18 protein-coding genes are annotated in these 21,528 nt (G+C 61.5%); 6 read left to right on the top strand and 12 right to left on the bottom strand.

Annotated features, from left to right (window positions below):
• Nucleotides 1–173: 173 nt before the first annotated feature.
• Nucleotides 174–1,436, bottom strand: a complete 1,263-nt coding sequence (locus tag E8L03_RS09470; protein WP_412973794.1) for a homoserine dehydrogenase — start codon at nt 1,434–1,436, stop codon at nt 174–176.
• 16 nt (nt 1,437–1,452) lie between these two features.
• The gene (alaC, locus tag E8L03_RS09465; protein ID WP_144233469.1) at nt 1,453–2,649 is read right to left on the bottom strand and encodes an alanine transaminase; all 1,197 of its coding nucleotides are present in this window, start codon (nt 2,647–2,649) and stop codon (nt 1,453–1,455) included.
• A 365-nt stretch (nt 2,650–3,014) separates the two neighbouring features.
• Here alaC and groES point away from each other — a divergent pair, with 365 nt between their 5' ends.
• Both groES and groL read left to right on the top strand, forming a co-directional pair.
• Nucleotides 3,015–3,302 carry a co-chaperone GroES gene (gene groES / locus E8L03_RS09460; RefSeq protein WP_144233470.1) on the top strand — a complete coding sequence of 96 codons (288 nt, stop codon included), beginning with the start codon at nt 3,015–3,017 and terminating at the stop codon, nt 3,300–3,302.
• A gap of 72 nt (nt 3,303–3,374) precedes the next feature.
• Nucleotides 3,375–5,021 carry a chaperonin GroEL gene (groL, locus tag E8L03_RS09455; RefSeq protein ID WP_144233471.1) on the top strand — a complete coding sequence of 549 codons (1,647 nt, stop codon included), beginning with the start codon at nt 3,375–3,377 and terminating at the stop codon, nt 5,019–5,021.
• A 97-nt stretch (nt 5,022–5,118) separates the two neighbouring features.
• Here groL and E8L03_RS09450 read toward each other — a convergent pair whose 3' ends face one another.
• On the bottom strand, nt 5,119–6,396 hold the full coding sequence (locus tag E8L03_RS09450) for a RelA/SpoT domain-containing protein (protein ID WP_171267206.1): 1,278 nt from the start codon (nt 6,394–6,396) through the stop codon (nt 5,119–5,121).
• 253 nt (nt 6,397–6,649) lie between these two features.
• Entirely contained in the window at nt 6,650–7,534 is an 885-nt protein-coding gene (locus tag E8L03_RS09445) for a LysR substrate-binding domain-containing protein (protein ID WP_171267205.1), read from the bottom strand.
• Between the two features lie 115 nt (nt 7,535–7,649).
• Between E8L03_RS09445 and E8L03_RS09440 the strand changes: the two genes are divergently transcribed.
• Entirely contained in the window at nt 7,650–8,729 is a 1,080-nt protein-coding gene (locus E8L03_RS09440) for a YeiH family protein (protein ID WP_171267204.1), read from the top strand.
• 175 nt (nt 8,730–8,904) lie between these two features.
• Here E8L03_RS09440 and E8L03_RS09435 read toward each other — a convergent pair whose 3' ends face one another.
• Together E8L03_RS09435 and E8L03_RS09430 are read right to left on the bottom strand one after the other, a co-directional pair.
• Nucleotides 8,905–9,699, bottom strand: a complete 795-nt coding sequence (locus E8L03_RS09435) for a DNA translocase FtsK 4TM domain-containing protein (RefSeq protein ID WP_171267203.1) — start codon at nt 9,697–9,699, stop codon at nt 8,905–8,907.
• Between the two features lie 95 nt (nt 9,700–9,794).
• Nucleotides 9,795–11,201 carry a mechanosensitive ion channel family protein gene (locus E8L03_RS09430; RefSeq protein ID WP_171267202.1) on the bottom strand — a complete coding sequence of 469 codons (1,407 nt, stop codon included), beginning with the start codon at nt 11,199–11,201 and terminating at the stop codon, nt 9,795–9,797.
• 155 nt (nt 11,202–11,356) lie between these two features.
• Between E8L03_RS09430 and purU the strand changes: the two genes are divergently transcribed.
• Nucleotides 11,357–12,214 carry a formyltetrahydrofolate deformylase gene (gene purU / locus E8L03_RS09425; RefSeq protein WP_144233477.1) on the top strand — a complete coding sequence of 286 codons (858 nt, stop codon included), beginning with the start codon at nt 11,357–11,359 and terminating at the stop codon, nt 12,212–12,214.
• A 137-nt stretch (nt 12,215–12,351) separates the two neighbouring features.
• On the opposite strand, the gene E8L03_RS09420 is transcribed toward purU, so the two are convergent.
• The 3 genes from E8L03_RS09420 to E8L03_RS09410 form a co-directional block, all read right to left on the bottom strand.
• Nucleotides 12,352–14,532 carry a PAS domain-containing sensor histidine kinase gene (locus tag E8L03_RS09420; RefSeq protein WP_171267201.1) on the bottom strand — a complete coding sequence of 727 codons (2,181 nt, stop codon included), beginning with the start codon at nt 14,530–14,532 and terminating at the stop codon, nt 12,352–12,354.
• A gap of 159 nt (nt 14,533–14,691) precedes the next feature.
• The gene (locus E8L03_RS09415; protein WP_144233479.1) at nt 14,692–14,853 is read right to left on the bottom strand and encodes a YqaE/Pmp3 family membrane protein; all 162 of its coding nucleotides are present in this window, start codon (nt 14,851–14,853) and stop codon (nt 14,692–14,694) included.
• A 133-nt stretch (nt 14,854–14,986) separates the two neighbouring features.
• Nucleotides 14,987–17,104, bottom strand: coding sequence for a methyl-accepting chemotaxis protein (locus E8L03_RS09410; RefSeq protein WP_171267200.1), 2,118 nt, complete (start codon nt 17,102–17,104; stop codon nt 14,987–14,989).
• A gap of 195 nt (nt 17,105–17,299) precedes the next feature.
• Between E8L03_RS09410 and E8L03_RS09405 the strand changes: the two genes are divergently transcribed.
• Nucleotides 17,300–17,794, top strand: coding sequence for a hypothetical protein (locus E8L03_RS09405; RefSeq protein WP_171267199.1), 495 nt, complete (start codon nt 17,300–17,302; stop codon nt 17,792–17,794).
• 110 nt (nt 17,795–17,904) lie between these two features.
• Complete coding sequence (gene ilvB, locus E8L03_RS09400) at nt 17,905–19,644, top strand: biosynthetic-type acetolactate synthase large subunit (RefSeq protein ID WP_244963710.1); 1,740 nt, start codon at nt 17,905–17,907, stop codon at nt 19,642–19,644.
• A gap of 15 nt (nt 19,645–19,659) precedes the next feature.
• Here ilvB and E8L03_RS09395 read toward each other — a convergent pair whose 3' ends face one another.
• The 3 genes from E8L03_RS09395 to E8L03_RS09385 all read right to left on the bottom strand — a co-directional run bounded on the left by E8L03_RS09395 (nt 19,660) and on the right by E8L03_RS09385 (nt 21,455).
• Nucleotides 19,660–20,196, bottom strand: a complete 537-nt coding sequence (locus E8L03_RS09395; RefSeq protein ID WP_171267198.1) for a YeeE/YedE thiosulfate transporter family protein — start codon at nt 20,194–20,196, stop codon at nt 19,660–19,662.
• Nucleotides 20,197–20,198: 2 nt separating this feature from the next.
• Nucleotides 20,199–20,708, bottom strand: a complete 510-nt coding sequence (locus tag E8L03_RS09390) for a YeeE/YedE thiosulfate transporter family protein (RefSeq protein WP_144233482.1) — start codon at nt 20,706–20,708, stop codon at nt 20,199–20,201.
• A gap of 96 nt (nt 20,709–20,804) precedes the next feature.
• The gene (locus E8L03_RS09385; protein ID WP_144233483.1) at nt 20,805–21,455 is read right to left on the bottom strand and encodes a peroxiredoxin; all 651 of its coding nucleotides are present in this window, start codon (nt 21,453–21,455) and stop codon (nt 20,805–20,807) included.
• Nucleotides 21,456–21,528 lie beyond the last annotated feature (73 nt).

The following is a 21,528-nucleotide window of genomic DNA, read 5'->3' as shown; positions in this document are numbered from 1 at the left end:
ATTTCCTTGAGTGATTCAAAATGTGTGCGAAGAGGTGCCGATTGGCTCCGGATACCACCTGCGCGTCGTGATGTCAGCCGCGCAAACCACACACGGCGGCAACTGCCGCCGTGTGTGGTGGAATCCTGATGTACGCGCAGGTCGGAGGCTGCGCTGGATCGCGATATGTCTCTCTAGAGAATGCGGTAGTGCATGGTCCTGTCGAGGGTGATGTCAAGTTTTTCGACCTCTCGCATGGCCGCGTGGATCTCTCTGGCCGGTGCGTCGTGCGTCTGGAGCACCAGCGGCACGGCAGAGCCCGTGACCTCGCTCTTTTCCTTCTGGATGACCTGGGCGATGGAGATATCGTGCGCAGCCAGCACACCGGCGATGTCGCGCAGCACGCCGGGCTTGTCCGGCACGAGGAAGCGCAGAAAGTGCTCGGACACGGCCTCGTCCAGGTCCAGGATATCGGCGTCCGGCGGGAAAGGCATGTCCGCAAAGCCCAGGTTGTTGGGCTCGCAGCCGCGCGCCACGGCTATGACGTCGGCCAGCACGGCCGAGGCCGTGGGCAGATCGCCCGCGCCGTAGCCGTAGAGCATCACCGGGCCGGCGTTGCCTTCCAGCCGCACGGCATTGTAGGAGCCCTCCACCTTTGCCAGCAGGTAGTGCGCCGGCACCAGGGCCGGATAGACGCCGGCCGTGACCTTGCCATTCACCTTGCGCGCCGTGCCAAGGAGCTTGATGCCGTAGCCCATCTGCCGGGCAAAGGCGATGTCCATGGGCGTAACGCGCGAGATGCCCCAGACGCGCAGCTTGTCCAGCGGGTAGTTGGCCCCGAAGGCGAGCTGGATAAGCAGCACGAGCTTGTGCGCGGCGTCGATGCCCTCGATGTCCAGGGTGGGGTCGGCCTCGGCGTAGCCTTTCTCCTGAGCCAGGGCCAGGGCCTTGTCAAAGGGCATGCCGTCCTGCGACATCTGCGTAAGGATGAAGTTGGCCGTGCCGTTGAGGATGCCCATGACCGAGAAGAGCTCGTTGGCGGCCAGGGTCTCCTTGATGGACTGGAGAATGGGGATGCCCCCGGCCACGCTGGCCTCGAAGCCCAGGTGGCAGCTCTTGCTCCGGGCCAGCGGAAAGAGCTCGTGGCCGTACTCGGCGAGCAGGGCCTTGTTGGCCGTGACCACGTGCTTGCCGTTCTCCAGAGCTTTGGTGATGAGCTCCCGCGCGGCAGTGGTGCCGCCGATGAGCTCCAGGACAACATCCACCTCGGGATCGTTGGCCGGTGCGAGCAGGTCGTTCGTGAACTCGGCGTCCTTGGCCGCGCCTACGCGCTCCTTGGGACTCCGAATGACGACGGTCTTGAGGGTGACGGGTCTGCCGGCGCGTTTGGCGATGGACTCTGCGTTTTCCTCCAGCAGACGCGCTACACCCGAGCCGACCGTACCCATGCCGGCCATGGCGATGACGAGGGGCTTAGCCTGTTTCACACGGACCTCCGGAAAGGAACTTCTTGATGCCGCGAACGGCCTGCTTGATGCGGTGCGGGTTCTCGATGAGCGCGAAGCGGACGTGGTCGTCACCATAGTTGCCGAAGCCCAGGCCCGGGGAGACGGCCACGTGGCCCTCCTTGAGCATCATCTTGGAGAACTCCACGGAGCCCATGGGCTTGAACTCGTCGGGGATCTCGGCCCAGACGAACATGGTGGCCTTGGGCGGGGGCACTTCCCAGCCGATGCGATTGAGGCCGTCGATGAGCACGTCGCGGCGCTCCTGGTGCACCTTGGCTATCTCTGTCACGCAGTCCTGCGGGCCGTTCAGGGCCACGATGGCCGCGATCTGGATGGGCTGGAAGATACCGTAGTCCAGATAGCTCTTGATACGCGTCAGGGCGTGGACCATCTCGCGGTTGCCGCAGCAGAAGCCCACGCGCCAGCCGGCCATGGAGTAGGACTTGGTGAGGGAGAAGAACTCCACGCCAACATCCTTGGCGCCGTCGGCCTGCAGGAAGGACGGCGGCTTGTAACCGTCATAGACCAGGTCGGCGTAGGCCAGATCGTGGATGACCCAGACGTTGTGCTCCTTGGCCCAGTCCACGATACGCTGGAAGAAGTCCACCTCCACGCACTTGGTGGTGGGGTTGTGCGGGTAGCAGATGACCAGCACCTTGGGCTTGGGCCAGGTCTGCTTGGTGGCGAGCATGAGGTCGTCGAAAAAGTCGCGGTCCTTGCCGATGGGTATGCGCCGCACGTCTGCCCCGGCGATGATGGATGCATAGGGGTGGATGGGGTAGGCGGGGTCGGTCGCGAAGACCACGTCGCCCGGGCTGAGCATGGCCATGGCGAGGTGGGAGAGTCCTTCCTTGGCGCCCATGGTGACCACGGCTTCCTTGTCCGGGTCGACGTAGACGTCGAAGCGGCGCTGGTACCAGTCGGAGATTGCGCGGCGCAGGTTGGGGATGCCTCGGGATGCGGAGTAGCGATGGTTTTTGGGGTTCTGGGCTGCCTCGCAGAGCTTGTCCACAATGTGCTGCGGCGTGGGCAGGTCGGGGTTGCCCATACCCAGGTCGATGATGTCGATGTTCTGGCGCCTGAGCTGCATCTTCAGTTCGTTGACGATGGCGAAGACGTAGGGAGGCAGCCGGTCAATGCGGGGAAATGTCGATGATTCCATAATGTTTCAAGGTCTCCGTCGCGTTCCGGGGGGCGCCCGGTACACGGTTTCAAGGCTGGGGTCTTGGCTGCATGGCGGGAGTATAGTCACGAAGGGCACCATCCACAAGAGGCAGAAGGTACAAGGAATTTTTTGAGTATATTCCGCCGCGACGCAGGCGCGGAAAGGGATGGCGGCCAAATTTCCCTCATTATTGGAGTGTGAAAAAAGTGAAAAAAAATACCCCCGTACCCCTTGCCAAACGGGATAGCATACGTATAGTTGCACGTTGTCGGTGTTAGCACTCCTCGCTGATGAGTGCCAGCGCCGGAATGATCAAGGCGTATCCGCCATTTATCAACCATATCGTATTGTGGAGGAAAACAATGAAACTCAAGCCGTTGCACGATCGCGTTCTCGTCAAGCGCCTCGAGGAAGAGGAAAAGACCAAAGGCGGCATCATCATCCCCGACACCGCCAAGGAAAAGCCCATCAAGGGTGAAGTCGTCGCCGTGGGACCCGGCAAGACCAATGACAAGGGCGACAAGATCAAGCTGACCGTCGACAAGGGCGACAAGGTTCTGTTCAACAAGTACGCGGGCACCGAGATCAAGGTGGACGGCGATGAGTTCCTCGTCATGCGCGAGGACGACATCCTGGCCATCATCGGCTAGTTACTGCGCCCCCGATTTCTTTTTTTCCCAATTCAATTCATTACGTGAAGCATATTCAGGAGGCATAGCAATATGGCCAAAGATATCAAGTTCGACGTCAAAGCCCGCGAGCAGCTCCAGCGCGGCGTGGACAAGCTCGCCAATGCCGTAAAGGTCACTCTCGGACCCAAGGGCCGCAACGTGGTCATCGAGAAGTCCTTCGGCTCCCCGATCATCACCAAGGACGGCGTGACCGTGGCCAAGGAGATCGAGCTCGAGGACAAGTTCGAGAACATGGGCGCCCAGATGGTCAAGGAAGTCGCTTCCAAGACCTCCGACATCGCCGGTGACGGCACCACCACCGCCACCATCCTGGCCCAGGCCGTGTTCCGCGAAGGCGTCAAGCTCGTTGCCGCCGGCCGCAACCCCATGGCCATCAAGCGCGGCATTGACAAGGCTGTTGAAGCCATCGTCGCCGAGCTGGCCAACTTCGCCAAGCCCACCCGCGATCAGAAAGAGATCGCCCAGGTCGGCACCATTTCCGCCAACAACGACGCCACCATCGGCAACATCATCGCCGAGGCCATGAACAAGGTCGGCAAGGAAGGCGTCATCACCGTGGAAGAGGCCAAGGGCCTTGAGACCACCCTGGACGTGGTCGAGGGCATGCAGTTCGACCGCGGCTACCTCTCCCCCTACTTCGTGACCGACTCCGAGAAGATGGTCTGCGAGCTGGATGACCCGCTGATCCTCATCTACGACAAGAAGATCTCCACCATGAAGGATCTTCTCCCGGCTCTGGAGCAGGTCGCCAAGATGAGCCGTCCGCTGCTCATCATCTCCGAGGACATCGAGGGCGAAGCCCTGGCCACCCTCGTGGTGAACAAGCTCCGCGGCACCCTGCAGGTATCCGCCGTCAAGGCCCCCGGCTTTGGCGAGCGCCGCAAGGCCATGCTGCAGGACATCGCCGTGCTGACCGGCGGCAAGGTCATCTCCGAGGACATCGGCCTCAAGCTGGAGAACGTCACGGTCAACGACCTTGGTAACGCCAAGCGCATCGTGATCGACAAAGAGAACTCCACCATCGTTGACGGCGCCGGCTCTGCCGAGGACATCAAGGCCCGCATCGGCCAGATCCGCGCCCAGATCGACGAGACCACCTCGGACTACGACCGCGAGAAGCTCCAGGAGCGCCTGGCCAAGATCGTGGGCGGCGTTGCCGTGATCAACGTTGGCGCAGCCACCGAGACCGAGATGAAGGAGAAGAAGGCCCGCGTGGAAGACGCCCTGAACGCCACCCGCGCAGCTGTCGAGGAAGGCATTGTTCCTGGCGGTGGCGTGGCCCTGGTCCGCTGCCTCAAGGCTGTCGAGAGCGTGAAGCCTGCCGATGACGATGAGCTGGCCGGCGTGGGCATTGTCCGCCGCGCCGCCGAGGAGCCGCTCCGCCAGATCGCCGGCAACGCCGGCCTGGAAGGCGCCATCGTTCTGGAGAAGGTGCTGGAAGGCAAGGGCGACGGCTTCGGCTTCAACGCCGGCTCCGGCGAGTACGAGGACCTGATCAAGTCCGGCGTCATCGATCCCAAGAAGGTGACCCGCATTGCCCTGCAGAACGCTGCTTCCGTGGCCGGCCTGCTGCTGACCACCGAGGCTGCCATTGCCGAGAAGCCCAAGGAAGAAGGCGCTGCCCCGGCCATGCCTGGCGGCATGGGTGGTATGGGCGGCATGGGCGGCATGTATTAGAGCATGCGCTAAGCCGCTCGGGCCTAACGGCCTAGCTTCTCAAGCTATAGATGTAATGAACCCGGTCTCTCCGTGTGGAGGGGCCGGGTTTTTTTGGCTATTCATCCTCATCACGGTCTTTTTTGGGGTGGGAATTTCGCCGCATGATGTCTCTGGCTCTATTATATTCTTCGAGAATGTCTTTGACGCGATTATATTCTTGAAGGGGATCGTTGATACGCCTGAACGAATCGAGTGTTTCTTTTGCCTGATTGTGTGTATGTAGAATTTCTTCAATATCTTGAGAGTTAGTGGGTGTGAGAGTTTTAGGATATAGCACGTCATTGTATTTATTTTCGAATGTACTTTGTATTAAGAGATCCAGTTCAGTAGGTTTCAAAATATCTGCATAGTAATCGTTATAATATTTAATATCTGCCAAAGCATCAGCTATTTCAGTAGAAGAAAATTCAGGTGCACGCACGTCACTTAGGTATCGTATAAAACTTTTAATATCTGATGCGGATATTCCTGGTGGATTTAAGAATTGTTCATAATCTATATATGGTGGTATTGGCGGAGAATATAACGTGCTAGCGTTGTCGGCTGTGTCTGCCGCACCATGAACCTCATCCGGCTCTTCAGGGAATGAATCTTCAGTTTTCTTGGTGATATGATAGGTTTGGATGTTTTGAGCTAATTCACCTACTGCACCAACCTGCTGACTTAAATTTTGGATTAAACCCGAAGTGATTTTGTCAGCTCTATTGATGGGATAGCGAATTTGATGGTCTATCTCACTCCAGCCTTCTTCAAAAATTGTACGGACTTGTATTTCGACATTGAAAGATCGTTTGGTTGGCGATGATATGATTACATAATGGATGGATCGGTAGCCACTTTCATTGATCTTGATTCCGGGTTTAGGATCAGAAAACAAATGTAAATGCTCAGTATCATCGCCTTTGCGAATATTCGCTTCAGGTGGTTCTTCTTCACAGAGAGGCCATGTGTCGACAATGAAAGTATGTATATTAATACAATCATGTTTGTGTATATGGAGAGCCCGGACTCCTATCAAGTCTTTGACGATATCTTTGTAGTTGTGGAGGTTCAGTTCACCCCAGTCTTTTTGAGCTTTTTTGCGTAAGATCTTTTCGACAAGGTGATACGCATCTTTAATACGCATCCTAGTTGAATGTACATCTTTTGCTCCACGCAATATGTCCACGACATTTTTACCGACTGACTCCAAAGATTGAATGTCACTAATGTAAGAGTAGTAAATTTCTGTTAACTCTTCCCAAGTAATAGCAGCCTTCTCGAAATCGTCTTCTGTTTTGTTGTAGCGATTGCAGAATGCGCTTTTGGAGATCATTTTTTCTTTAAAGGGCATAGCAAAACATCCCGATATTGTTATAGAAATTACTATGATGAGTATATAGTACTAGATTTGTTGTGCAATTGCAATATACATATGCACTGAAGAAATAAGGGATGTGTCGATCTATGCGGCGTTGGTTCGCTATAATCAGAAACCAGCGCGCTCAATGCAACAGCACATCTTGTTACCACGCCCCACAACCTCGGCCTGCAGCGGGTTCTGCGGGTTGACCCACTCCTGATCTCCACTTTTGTCCTTCTCCCCCTCACTCCCCCCCGCCCAACTGCTCGGCCAGCGCATCACTGAACCGTTCCAGCAGCGGGGTCAGAGAGCGCTCGATGTGCAGCACCCGCATGAACGTGCGTGAGAAGGTGACGTCGGCGACGGGCACCTCGAAGAGCTCGCCGTGCTTGATCTCCGTGGCCACCACAAGCGGTGAGATGCAGGCCAGGGTGTCCTTGTTCTTCAGCACCGCTTTGATGGCGTCGTTGTTGCTGAACTCCAGGAACACGTGGGGCGAGAGGCCCATGCGCAGGACATAGGTCAGGAAGGTCTCCCGCGTGCCCGAGCCGTCCTGGCGCAGCAGCCAGTTGCCGCCCATCAGCTCGGCCAGGGGATACGGTCCGGCATGGGCGAACTTCCGATCCGACGTCACCACCACGAGGCGCTCCTCCTTGAGCGGCGTTGTCCGCACCTTGAGGCTGTGCACGTCGCCTTCCACAAAGCCCATGTCCAGCACGCCGTCCTCGACGCGCTGCACGATGTCCTTGGTGCTGGCCGACTCGAAGGAGATGTTCACCCGGCCGTGCTGCTTCTTGAAGTCGTACAGGATGGGCGGGAGGACATGGTCGGCCAGGGTTGTGGACGCGCCCAGGTGCAGGTTGCCCACCATCTCGTCGGACACCACAAGGCTGAGGCTGTCGTAGAGCTGCCCGTAGAGCGGGGCCAGCCGGCTCGCCAGGAGGCGTCCCTTCTCGTTGAGGCGTATGCCACGGCCCACGCGGTCGAACAGTAGAATGCCCAGCTCGGATTCGAGCTCGCGCAATGCGCTGGAAACGCCGGCCTGGGAGATGTAGAGGCGCGATGCCACTTCCCGCATGTTGGGGGTGCGTGCAAGGGCCAGGAAGATTTCTATGTAGCGGAGGGTCATGTTTGGATTGATAAGAAATGGTTGTTGAACCTGACAGGTATTCCCGTTTGTTGCGACGGACCGTCGTGCGTACATTTGCAGACATCAACAACCCCGCAACACGGAAGTACTCACGATGAAACGCACCCTCTCTGTAGACGCTGATGCATTGAAAGTCATCAATGGCGTGTTGTTTGTCGCACTTTTCGCATCCGCCGCCTCGCATGTATCCAATTGGAACATTTTCGCGACCATCGGTGTCAGTCCGCTCATCATCGGCATCGTCATGGGCATTGGCTATGGGAACACCCTGCGCCAGCACCTGCCCAAGCAGTGGGTTCCCGGCATTCTGTTTTCCTCCAGCAACCTGCTGCGGCTGGCCGTCATCCTGTATGGCTTCAGGCTGACCGTGCAGGACGTGGCCTCGGTCGGCATGACCGGCATCCTGACAGACGTGGTCATGGTCTCCACCACGTTTGTGGGCGGAACCGTCCTGGGTATGAAGGTCTTTGGCCTGCCCAGGCGGTTGGCCATGTTGACCTCGGCCGGCAGCTCCGTGTGCGGCGCGGCCGCCGTCTTGGGCACGGAGCCTGTGGTCCGGGCCAAACCGTATGAGAGCAGCATTGCCGTGGGCACCGTGGTGGTTTTCGGCACCGTGGCCATGTTCCTGTATCCGCTGCTGTACAAGAGCGGCCTGCTGGGGCTGACGGACCAGACGTACGGCTTGTGGGTGGGCTCCACCATGCACGAGGTGGCCCATGCCGTGGCCGCGGGCAATGCCATATCCGCGGAGGCCGGGAACACTGCGGTCATTGTGAAGATGCTGCGGGTGGTGCTCATTGCGCCGCTGCTGGTGTGCGTAGGGTTCTGGCTGGCCAAATACCCCGAGAAAAAGGAAGAGGGCGAGAGCGAAGGCCGAGACGAGGCAGGCAGCAGAGGAAAACGCACCTTCCCCTGGTTCGCGCTGCTGTTCGTCCTGTGCATCGGGATCAACTCCCTCGGCATCATCCCCACACGGGTCGTCCACTTTATCAACGCTCTGGATATCTTCATGCTGACCATGGCCATGTGCGCCCTGGGCATGGAAACGAGCATGGAAAAGGCGCGCGTGGTGGGACCCAAGCCGTTCCTGCTGGCCGGCATCCTCGCCGTGTGGCTCATGGTGGGCGGCTTCTGGGTAACCAAGACGATGGCCGGGCTCGGCCTCTCGATATAAATAACAATGTTCGCCCGGTAACCAACCATACAGGGCAAACAGGGCACCTGGGCTAGGGGCCTTCACCCCGGTCTCTCGGCAAGGAGAGGCCGGGGTTTAATTTTTCTGGATTTCGTGGGGCGCTGTTTTTCAGGGAGAGGAGCAGCGCGCAGAGTCTGAGGAGTATGCTGTACACTCAGTGCAACAACACATCCTTTACATCACGCCCCACCAGCTCAGCCTGCAGCGGATTCTGCGGGTTGACCCACAGCGCGCAGCGCCCGTTGTTATCGATGGCCCTGGCCAGGAAGCGCTTCACGCCTGACTCCGTGCCGAAGGTGCGCCAGAAGCCGGGCGTAACTTGATAGGTCTCGCCGTTCAACTCGAACTCACAGAGAAGCTGGAAGCACCACGTCCTGGCCGTGTCCTCGCCGCCATCTGCATAGCTGATGTCCTTGTAGATTTCCTTATCCAGAACCCGCGCCTGGATGCGTTTCCAGCTCCGGCGGGTGCGGCGGCCGCCGTACCAGAGAGAGATCAGCGCCACCACGAGCCCGGCAGCCATTACCGCGACCCAGGCCATGGTGTGGTCCAGCAGAGGGGACTTGCGCGCGATGAGGATCTTCGTCTCGATGGCCGCGGCGATGAGCCCGACGGTAAAGACAAGCATGGGCCACGGCGTGTTTCCCGTGCGCCGTTTCTCCAGGATGATGGCGATGACGCCTACGCCGATAAGGATAATGAGCAGCAGGGGGAAGCCGAGCAGGAAGGGCATGCCGCCGGCCAGGAAGAGGAACGCGCCGGCCAGGGCGCCGGGGTTGGTGTTGGGCCGCCAGCGGTCCATGTACGGAATGTACGGGATGCGTTTGGGGCCGGTGTCGTCCTCACGGTCTTTCTTCATGAAAAACAGCACGTACACGAGAACCACGAGGCAGATGGCGACGAAGACGAGCCACGAGAGGTTGTCCAACACGAAAGCGGTCCAACCCATGCGTTGCCCTCCGGATCTGGATTGTACTATGGTTTCGGATGGATACCAGATGGAACGGCGCGGCACAAGCCGGGCCGCGGTGTGTAGCGGTCGCGTTACCCGGGCGTCTTCTTGTCCAGAACATTGGACTCCCCCTCGCGGGCGGCCTCGGCGCGATCTTCCTGAATCTGCTCGTCCAGGAAAGTGTCGCGGGCAACGTCGGCGCGTCTGGCCGAGGCCTCGATGTCCTTCCGCCGTCTGGGCGCTTCGTCTGCGGGCGGCTTGCGCAGCACCATGATGTCCTGGCGCGGGTAGGGCATGTCCACGCCGGCCGAGTCCAGCGCTTCCTTGACTATGCGGATGCCCTCGCTCTGCACCTTGAGGAACTCGTACTGCTTCTGGTCCACCCAGCCCTGGAAGCGCACGATCACCGCGAAGTCGCCGATGGACTGCACGCGCATGAAGGGGGCCGGATCGTCCATCACGCCGGGCAGCATTGCCAGGGCCTCGCAGCCGATGCGCTGGACCTCGGACAAGTCCTCGCCGCCGCCCACGCCCACGTCCACCTGGAACGCCCGCAGGGGGTTGCGCGTGTAGTTGGTGATGACGCTTTCGAAGACCATGGCGTTGGGCAGCCGCAGGTGGTTGCCCTCCAGGGTCATCAGGATCAGCTCGCGGGAGTTCATGCGCACCACGCTGCCGGCATGCTCGCCCACCTCCACGTAGTCGTCCACGGTGAACGGCGAGCGCAGGGAGAGCAGCATACCGGCCAGGTAGTTCTCCATGATGTCGCGCAGGGCAAAGCCCACGGTGAGGCCGAAGAGACCGGCCGCGCCGAGCACGGCCCCGGCCACGGAGGTGAGGCCCAGCACCTCCAGCGCGGCCAGCAGGCCCAGGGCGAACAGGGCCAGACCCAACAGCCGGTGCAGGGAGCTGGCCAGCAGGGGGTTGGCCGTGAAGCGCCGGCCCAGCCAGCGCGAACGCGAGAGCCACACCGCAGCCAGCACGAAGACGAGAAACACGACCACGGCAATGGCCAGCACCGGCAGCATGGCCAGGGTGTCGCTCCACAGCCTGCGGAACGTCTGCATGATAAAGGAGATACGCGTGGTGGGCGCGGTGCTCAGGGATATCTGGTCCACCACGTAGGCCACGCCGTCCAGCTTCTGCGCCACGTCCAGGGCGGTCTCGTGCGCGGCCTTGTTCTGGGCGTCGGCCGCGAGCCAGACCACGCCGTCCTGCACGCGCACCTGCACGTTCTCAATGCCTTCCAGGCTGGTGAGGATGCGCTGGAGCCGCTGGCGCAGGGCCTCGTCCCTGGCTGTGGCGGTCGCGTTCTGCGGGACGGCTACTGGGGCATTGCCTTCCGGCGCGGGCTGCATGGCGGCGGATTCGGATGCGGGCGCATCAGCCGCGGCGTTATTGGCTGGGGCGGCTCCGGCGGTCGGCGCCAGCACACAGGCTGCGACCAGGCAGGCGAGCAGCAATCGGACGTATCGAGCATGGTGTGGTCGGTGTCGCATGGTCGGCGCTCTCAAGTCGTGTCAACGGTTGGAGAATCCTGACAAGCATACCGCAATTCCGGCATCTGCGCGAGGGCCTTGCCCCATCCATGCGGTTCCGGCTATAGACCGGGTGCCGCCAACGCGGCGAAATTTTTCAATGGAGTTGACGGATCATGGATCTGAAAGACATCGCCAGGCTGCGAGTGACCTGCCCGGACAAGCCTGGCATCATTGCCGCCGTAACCTCGTTTCTGCACCACCACGGGGCGAACATCACCGCCCTGGACCAGCACGCCACCGAAGCCTACGGCGGCACGCTCTACCTGCGCCTGGAGTTCCAGACGCCGCACCTGGACGTCTCAGGCCCGGCGCTGGAGCGCGCCTTCCAGGACGTGGTGGCCGTTCCCTTCGACATGGCCTGGGAGATCACCTACGGCCGCAATATCAAGCGCACAGCCATACTTGTCTCACGGCAGGAGCACTGCCTGATGGAGCTGCTGTGGCGGTTCGCGCGGGGGGAGCTGCCGTGCGATATCACCATGGTGGTATCCAACCATCCGGACCAGCGCGAGGCTGTGGAAAACTTCGGCATTCCATACCACTACGTGCCGGTGGACGGCGACAAGGAAGCCTCCGAGGCGCGGATGCTGGAGCTGATGGAAGGCGAGATCGACCTCGTGGTGCTGGCGCGCTACATGCAAATTCTCTCGCCATCCTTTGTGGAGCGTTTTCCCAACCGGATAATCAACATCCACCACTCCTTTTTGCCCGCATTCGCCGGGGCCGATCCCTATCGCCAAGCGTACGAGCGCGGGGTCAAGCTCATCGGCGCCACGGCGCATTACGTGACGGCCGAGTTGGACGGCGGACCGATCATCGAGCAGGACGTGACCCGCGTTTCCCACCGCCACTCGGTGGAGAACCTGCGCGCCATCGGCCGCGACCTGGAGCGGCAGGTGCTGGCGCGGGCCGTGGCCAGCCACCTGAACGACCGGATCATCGTCAGCGGTAACAAGACCTGGGTGTTCTAGGGCTCAAGGATAGTCGCCGGCCGACTTCACAGGACCGGCGATGCTAGACGATGCTTCCCGAAACAGGGGAGCGGCTGGGCCGAATAACCGGAATGGAAGGTCGCCCCTTTGGGGGCAACCGTGCAGGGGACCAGTGCCTATGCTGGCTCGGCGATGCGTTTGGCTACGTTGTCCAACGCTTCGGCCAGGGCCTCGGCCTCCACGGGCTTGGCCAGGTAGTCGTCCATGCCCGCACTCTTGAACTCCTCCTCGTCGCCGGGCATGGCGTAGGCGGTCATGGCGATGATCGGGATATCTGGATCGAAATCCCCCGAGGTGTCCTCCCGGATGCGGCGGGTGGCGCTCACGCCGTCGAGCCTGGGCATCTGGATGTCCATGAGCACCACGTCGAACTTCTCCCGGGCAAGCTTCTCCAGCGCGCTTTCGCCGTCCGCGGCCTCGATGGTCTCGTGCCCGAGCTTCTCCAACATGCGCACGGCGTAGAAGCGGTTCACGGTCTCGTCCTCCACCACCAGCACTCGCAGTGGCCTGCAGGGTAGGGGCTCGGCACTCGCAGCCGGTGTTGGTTGCGCAGCCTCTGCCCTGGCCGAGGAGCGCAGGTACAGGGTCACGTGGGCGTCGGTGCCGCGGCCTGGTTCGCTGTCCATGGCCAGGGAGCCGTCCATCATGCCCACCAGCCGTTTGACGATGGCTAGGCCCAGCCCCACACCGCCGAAACGGCGGGAGTAGGAGCTGTCCACCTGGGTGAACGTCTCGAAGATCTCGTTCATCTTCTGGTCCGGTATGCCGATGCCCGTGTCGTGCACCACGAAATGCAGGGGGATGCGGGAAGGGTTCGCGGCGTGGGGCAGGGCGCTTACCTGCAGCAGGACCTCACCGGTTTCCGTGTACTTGACCGCGTTGCCCACGAGATTGAAGAGGATCTGGCGGAGCCGGACCGGGTCGCCCTCCAGCTCGGGGGGGACGTTGGGGGCCACCTCGCAGCGAAAGGCCAGTCCCTTGGCCGCGGCCTCCTTGCTGTACGTATCCACCACCGGCGCGATGACTTCGTCCATGCTGAAGGGCTCGTCGACCAGCTCGAACTTGCCGGCCTCGATGCGCGAGATGTCCAGGATATCGCTGAGGATTCGCAGCAGGTTCATACTGGAGTCCATGGCAGTGGCAATGTACTCGCGCTGCTCCTCGTCCAGCGAGGTGGATTCCATGAGCTGAAGCATGCCCATGACGCCGTTGAGGGGCGTTCGCACCTCGTGGCTCATGGTGGCCAGGAACTCACTCTTGGCCTGGTTGGCAATCTCGGCGGCCGTCTTGGCTGTTCGCAGGGCGTTCTCTGCGCGGACACGCTCCGTAAGATCCACGCCCACGCACGTAACCTCCACGATGCGGTCGTGAACGTCGCGGGTGAGCACGTTGGACCAGGCCACCTTGAGCCGGGCGCCGGAGCGGGTGAGTATCTCGTTCTCAAAGGTGGAGAGCTCGCCGAGCTTCTGGCGCTCCATGGTTTTCTCGTACACGGAGCGTACGATATTGCGTATGTCTTTGGGGATGAAGGTCTCGAACCAGTCCTTGCCCAGCGCTTCCTTGCGGCTGTAGCCGGTCAGCGCCAGGAAATGGTCGTTTGCGAACGTGAGCCTGCCCTGCATGTCCAGGGATATGCCGATGAGCGGAATGTTTTCCAGAACGTTACGGAACTTACTTTCAGAGCGGATGAGGGCCTGGGCCGATTGTTTGCTTTCCGTGATGTCGCGGAAGCTGGCCAGAAGATGCAGCGTACCGTCGTACATCATGGGCGTGGTGCGATACTCGAAGTGCACGGTGCGCTTGGGATGGATCTCCGGGCTCGAGTCCTCCCCGAAGAATGCCTCGCCGCGTTCGGCCAGCTCCCATGCCTTGCTGTAGAGATCGTACATGCCCGTGGGGATGAAGGCGCGAGGGTCCAGCGACTGGATCTCGTCCAGGGACTTGCCGAGCATCTCGCAGGCCATCGGGTTGGCGTAGGTCACGGTTCCCTTGCCGGAGAAGATGATCAGGGCGTCCGTGACGTTTTCGACAATGGTGCGGTAACGGCTCTCGGACTCCTCGTGGAGCTTGCGCGCTTCGAGAAGGCTGAGCATCTGCCGCGCGGAGAGTATGTAGATGAGCAGGGCGGAGAGGAAGACGAAGAGCAGCCCCTTGGACATCTGGTACCAGGCCACGGGCGAAGGCACCTCGGAGAGGTGCTTGGCGTAGAGATCGGAGAAAATGATCCATATCGCACCGGCGATAGCGTAGAATACCGCCACTTTAATGGCATTGATGCGATATGTCCGTGGGGCCATGGAGCAGGAGTCCTTTTCGCTTCCGATATGACAATCTGAAGTTTTAGTTCATTATATACACGGAAATCAGCCGCGTGCAATGAGCCGCGACCAGATTGCGAAGAAAAAGGAACGGCTGGGCGCCATGGCCAGGGCGCTCCAGCCGCTATGGGAAGAGTGCTACTTTTTAGCGATGATCCAGATGGCGTGGACCAGTCCGGGGATATAGCCGAGCAGCGTGAGCAGGATGTTGATCCAGAAGTCCTTGCCCAGGCCTACCTGCATGAAAACGCCGAGGGGCGGGATGATTACGGAAAGGACGATACGGATGAAATCAGCCATGGTGGCTCCTTGTCGGAAGACAAAAGTTCGCGGTCGCAAGGCAAAAGTTCACGAGAAGCCACATTCATAGCACATCCGTCGGGAAAAGGAAGCGCACCATCCCAGTTATAGGCGCCGTATCATCCGGTTCACATCAGCACGTGGCCACGAGCTCCTCGATGACGACCTCCAGCTTGCGTGCCTGCTCGGCCAGGGCCGTCACGTCGGCGGCTGCGCCGTTCATGCCCTGGCTGGTCTCGTCGCTGATCCCGTTGATCTCGTCGATGGCGTGGTTGATCTCGTCGCTGGCCGTGGACTGCTCCTCGGCCGCCGTGGCGATGGAGCGCACCTGGTCGGTGTTGGACTGCACCAGCGAGACGATAGCGGCCAACGCCTCTCCGGACCGGCCGGACAGGGTCTTGGCCTCCTCCACGGCCTCGGTCGCCTGCACCACGCTGTGCTCGTTCCGTTGCGCGCCGTTCTGGATGGACTCGATCGCGCTGCCCACCTCCTGGGTTGCCACCATGGTTTTTTCCGCCAGCTTCCGCACCTCGTCGGCGACCACGGCGAATCCCCGGCCGGCCTCGCCGGCCCGCGCCGCCTCGATGGCTGCGTTCAGCGCCAGCAGGTTGGTCTGGTCGGCGATGTCCGAGATAACGCCCATGATCCGGCCGATGGAGCTCACCTCGGTGCTCAGCTCCGCCATGTTATTTCGCAGCTCCTCGGAAAGCTCCGCCACTCGGCCGATGGCTGTGACGGACTGGTCGACAATGCTCCGTCCCTCCTGTGCGCGCTCCCGGGCGGACTCAGCTTGCTCGGCCGCAGAACCAGCGTTCTTCGCCACCTCCAGCACAGTGTAGTTCATCTGCTCCATGGCCGCAGCCGTCTCGGACGAGCGCGCCTTCTGTCTGCCGGCTCCTTCCGTGGCCTGGGTCACCTGGGCCGAAAGGCCCTCCACTGCCTGGATCACGGCGGCGGCGATGGAGCGGGCGCGTTCCGCCGCGCCGGAGATGATCGTGTTCTGCTCGCGCAGCCTGGCCTCCTGCTCCTTGATCCGGGTGAGCACGGTAAACTGGGCGAAAACGCCGAGCAAGGCGTTGTCCAGGTCGTAGACCGGGGTGACGGAGAGCAGGATGTCAAAGGGCTGCCCGTCCATGTCCTGCCCCTGGATCTCGTGGTCGAGCACAACAGTTTCCGAGCTCAGGCAACTCAGTATGGTCTCGGCGATACGTGGGTTGCGCGGGAAAAACGAGGCGAGCTCGCTGCCCAGGAAGCCCTCCGGGCTGCCTCCCTTGCGCATCAGGTCCAGGAGCTGGTTGTTGACGAAGGTGAGCTTCCTGTTCTGGTCGACCACGACGCAGGGCATGGTGATGCCGTCCAGAATGCCCTGGGAGAAGCCCAGCCGCTGCTTGAGCTCGTCGACCATGGCCTTGATGTTCCCGGCCAGGTCCCTGAGCTCCCCGGAGAAGCGGCCCGCGAGGACGGCGGTCAGATCGCCATGGGCCACCTTGTCCGTAAAGTTGTCCAGCTGGGCGACCGGCCTGGTTATGCTGCGGCCCACAAGCACGGTGAGGGTCAGGGCCACGAGAATGGAGATGCCGGCGAGCACCAGGGAGATGAGCCGGCGGCTCTTGTATGAGTCGATGCGCTTGCCCAGCAGGATATCCAGCTCCTGCGCCGTTGTGTCCCAGAGGTCGAAGGCGGACTGGCGCGCCGCAAGGCCTGCCTCGAAGAACTTGTCTCTGGACGGCTGGGGCAGCATCGGGTCCGCGATTTCCCCCAGCATACCCAGGAAGATCGCGTTCTTCTGTTTGTAGTCGTCCAGCGCCGGCTGGAGGTTTTTGGCCAGGGTCTCGGAGACGCCGTAGAAGTTCTGGTCTTCGTTGAGCGCGGTCTCGGCGCTGCCCAGGACGCGGGCGATGTCGGAGTCCTGGAGCTGCGCCGCATAGACGGCCATCTGCACGCGTTTCGCAGGCCCCATCGGGTTGCCCAGAATATTGGCGCCGGCGAGCATGATATCCCCAAGCCGGGCCTGCGTCTGGGGCAGGGCGAGTAGCGTCATGTCCATCAGGTAGTAGCTGTCGAGATCCGGGTCCAGGATGAGGTTGGAGGTGTCGCCCGCGTGGGTGATCATTTCCTGCACGTCGGCAATCACCGTATCGTACGCCGAAATATCCTCTGCCGATTTGGCGGCGTCCCAGCGCTCGGCAAGCCGCTCCGGTACAAGGCCGCCACGGCCGCGCTTGTCCAGGCCTTCCGGTGTGAACTGCAAATCGACTCCGATAGCATCGTGGATCGCCTGCAACTCCTGAAGTGAAGTGGCTATAGATTGTTCAAGATCGCCAAGGCTTTTGTCAAATTCGGTGACCTTGTAAAGGCGATGGTTCTGTACATCGGCAAGTAGTTTTTCCAAAGGCCGTTGATAAGTATTGCCGTAGACTTCGAGTGTTGAGAATCTGATGTCGTATTGAATTCCAGCGACCATCAGATAGAGGAGGACTGCAATGGGCAGAAAGAAAAAGATGCTCATTATGGCAAGCTTGTGCCCGATCCTGAGATGTTCAACGAATTTCTGGAACATCGCGTGCTCCCCTTTCGAACAAAGTTGTGGTTTGGTAGTTTGTCTGTGCGGTATCGATTGCTGATTTTGTATATATTATTTTTCATTTTCGTAACAGCAATAATCATAGTTCAGAAAAATATAAGTCCATTTGTTTTAAGTGTATTTCCATTATTGGAAAAAGATAACACGGTGCTGGGGTTTCAAAAAAGCAGGTTGCCGCTTGACAACCTGTGCAGGATTGGAGCATGGGGTAGGAAAGTGAGCGAACAGATGTTTATCCCGACCATGACCACGCACTCCAGCCGCCCTGCCGGCTTCGCGGCCGTCCTATCCGGCCAACAGCTCGTAGTAGTCGTAGTAGGTATTGGTGCGCCGCGCCGTCGGGATGCGTGTCCGTAAGTCGTATTTCATTGATCGGATTCAACGAGCCCCCGCCGGCAGCGCGCCGGTGGGGGCTTTTATTTTCTTCACCGGCGCATGCGGGAGCCACACCAGCCAGGAGGCGCCACATGCTGCAATCTTCAAAGACACGGCCGGAGGAGATGGCCGACGCCCACGCCATCTTCCATAAACCCACGGGTGCGGAGTGCATCGTCCGCACCCTGGAAGATCACGGCGTGCGTCAGGTGTTCGGTATTCCGGGAGGAGCCAACCTGCCGTTGTACGAGACGCTGGGCAAAAGCGAGATCCTGCGGCACGTGCTGGTCCGGCACGAGCAGGCCGCCGGTTTCATGGCCCAGGGCGCGGCGCGGCTCACCGGTCGTCCCGGGGTCTGCTTCGCCACATCCGGCCCTGGAGCCACCAACCTGCTCACCGCCCTGGCCGACGCCCATGCCGACGGCGTTCCTGTTGTCGCCATTACGGGCCAGGTGCCGCGTGCGCTGCTCGGCACCCGTGCCTTTCAGGAGGCGGACATCACGGCCATGAGCAAGCCGGCCGTCAAGGCGGCGTGGCGGGCGGAATCCGCCGACGAGCTGGAGGAGCTCCTGAACCTCGCCTTCGAGGTCGCGGCCTCGCCCCGGCCCGGGCCAGTGCTCATCGACGTTCCCAAGGACGTGCAGCTGGAGCGCACTGGCAACGGGCATGCGCGCTCCTTTCACTTTGAGCAGCACGTCGCTTCGGACCAGTGCGTCATGGACATGGCCGGTTTGTCCCGCGCCGCGGAGCAGCTTAAGCGGTGCGAGCGGCCGGTCATCCTGCTGGGCGCCGGGGCCGTGCGCTCGCCCCAGGCCGGTGCGTTGGCGGCGCGTCTGGCCAGGGAGATCGGCGCGCCCATGACGTCCACGCTGCTGGGCCTGGGCGCCGTGGCGCATGACCATCCGGATTATCTCGGCATGTGCGGCATGCATGGCACGCCGGCGGCCAACGCGGCCATTGCGGCCAGCGACGTGTTACTGTGCGTGGGTGCGCGCCTGGGCGACCGCACCACCGGACGCATGGAAGGCTTCTGTCCCGAGGCGCGCATCGTGCGCATCGACGCCGACCCCTCGGCCCGGCGCCACGACGGCGACATCTTCCTGACCGGCGACGCCGGCGAGGTGCTGGCCATTCTGCTGGTCATGCTGGAGGGTGCATGCCACGGGCGCACACGGCACGGGAGCTGCGCGGAGTCGGAATCGCAGGACGCGCCGTGCCACGATCCCGGCGACGGGCCACGCACGGTCATCCGCATGGCCGGCGAGATCATGGGACCGGACGCCGTCCTCGTCACCGACGTGGGACAGCATCAGATGTGGACGGCGCAGGCCTATCCCTTCCAGCGGCCGGGCAGGTGGCTCACCTCCGGCGGCCTGGGCACCATGGGCTTTGGCCTGCCGGCGGCCCTCGGCGCAGCAATGAGCGCACCGGGAGAGCGCGTTCTGCTCGTCACCGGCGACGGCAGCCTGCTGATGAACGTGCAGGAGCTGGCCACGCTGCGCGAGACCGGCGCGGACATCGCCATTTTGCTCATGGACAACGGCGGGTTGGGACTGGTCCGGCAGCAGCAGGACCTCTTCCATGGTGGCCGCGACGGCTCCTCGGGCTTTTGCGCGGGGACGGACTACGCCGCCGTGGCGCGGGGCTTCGGCATCCAGGCGTGGGACCTGGCCACGGCCTGCGACGGCCCGGCCATGCTTGCCGAGGCGCTGGCGGCGCATGGCCCGCGGCTGATCCGCGTTCCCGTGGCCGAGCATGCCGCGGTCTGGCCCATGGTTCCTCCGGGAGAGGTGAACACCTGCATGCTCAGCGCGCGTGATGCAACGGCCTGAGCATGGGCGTGCGTTCTACAGCCCGCGCCGCTCGAAAAAGCGGAAGAGCAGGGCGGCGCACACGACGAGCACTGCGATGACCAGCCATGGGCTCACCCCCAGGGCCGTGGGGATGGTGATCTTCCCATAGTCGCCCCAGGTGAGCACCGTGGCTTGCATCGCAGGGTAGGCCTCGGCGTAGAGCGCGCCGCCCAGGACCATGCCGGCCATGGCCCAGAGTGCGTCGAGCCGGCCCTCGCCAAAGGCGGCGGCTGCGGTGCCGGGGCAGTAGCCCACCAGGCCCCAGCCCAGGCCGAATATCAGCCCGCCGGCAATGTTCGCGCCCAGGATGGCGGGCTTGATGGACAGGGTGACCGCGCCTGCCGCGACCAGGGCGTATATGCCGACGGCCGCGACCACGATGGTGGTGAGCATGAACTTGACGATGGTCATGTCCATGAGCCGCAGGGCGAGGAGCTGCTTGTCGTAGCGGGCCACGCGGGAGCGCTCCAGCAGCACGCCGAAGAGGATGCCGGTGATGAGGCCCCAGAAAAGTTGTATGTCGAGCTGCATGGCTACCTCCCCTTGTAGACGATGCGCGCCATGATCAGCCCGCCGATGAAAAAGCAGACGAGCGCGATGTAGCCGGAGACCGCGAGCTGCAGGCCGCCGGACAGGCCGTGGCCCGAGGGGCAGCCCCCGGCCAGGCGTGCGCCGAACAATGCTATTGCGCCGCCGAAGAAGGCGACGAGCCCCCGCTTGATCGGGCTGGGGCCGAAGCGCTCCCGCCACGTGGATGGCGTGCCGGTGAGCTCGAAGGCGCCCGAGGCGCGCGAGGCGATGAACGAGCCGATCATGATGCCGAGCACGAACATCCACTGCCACTCCACGATGGGCTGCTCTTTCTGGTAGTAACCCAGGGAGGCCACATGCTCCGGGGCCACGGTCTGCTCCAGCATGCCGGCCGTGCGCACGTAGCTGGTGGATGCGCCGAAGTACTTGCCGGCCACCAGCACGGACGCGATGATGAGCAACCCTGTGAGAAGCCCGCCGAGGTACGGGCTCATCGGCTTCCATCTGTCCATTGCTCAAGACTCCTGGTTGGAATGTATACGGCCGCGCCTCATGCAGAGAGACGCGGCCGTTTCGTTTCGTGCTCCTTGCATAGCAAGGCTCCGTACTTACTCCTCGAGCTTCTTGTGGCAGAACCACCAGTCGTAGCACTCGTACTGTTGGGGCCGCTCCTTGGCGGACTTCACGTCCTGGGCCGGCGGAATGATGACGCCGTTGCCGATGAGCTCGTTGTCAGGCCAATTGGCCGGCACGGCCACGCCGTTCTTGTCGGAGACCTGCAGGGCGCGGAGGGCGCGAAGCAGCTCGTCCATGTTCCGGCCGATCTCCTGCGGGTAGTAGAGAGTCAGACGGAGAATGCCTTCCGGGTCCACAATGAAAACGGCGCGCACCGTGGAAGCGCCCTTGCCGGGATGGATCATGCCGAGCTCCATGCCGATGCGGCCCTGGTCGTCAGCGATGATGGGGAAGGTGATCTCCTTGCCCAGCTTCTCCTCGATCCACTCGGTCCACTTGATGTGCGAGAAGACCTGGTCGATGGAGAGGCCGATGAGCTTGCAATTGAGCGCCTCGAAGTCGGCCACGCGGCTCTGGAAGGCGTAGAACTCCGTGGTGCAGACCGGCGTGAAGTCCGCCGGATGGCTGAACAGGATGAACCAGCTGCCTTTCAGGTCGTGGGGCAGCTTCATGTGGCCGCGGGTGGTGTTGACCTTGAGCTTGGGGAACTTGTCGCCGAGAAGCGGCATAGACGGATACTCCATGGAAATGCCTCCTTTCGAATAGTGCTGAGTAATACGTTTAATGAAAGATCATCAATAGAATGCATAGATAGTG

This window comes from Oceanidesulfovibrio marinus, from assembly GCF_013085545.1.
Lineage (GTDB): Bacteria > Desulfobacterota > Desulfovibrionia > Desulfovibrionales > Desulfovibrionaceae > Oceanidesulfovibrio > Oceanidesulfovibrio marinus.
Note: the sequence above shows the minus strand (reverse complement) of the source record. Positions and strands in the feature narration are given on the sequence as shown.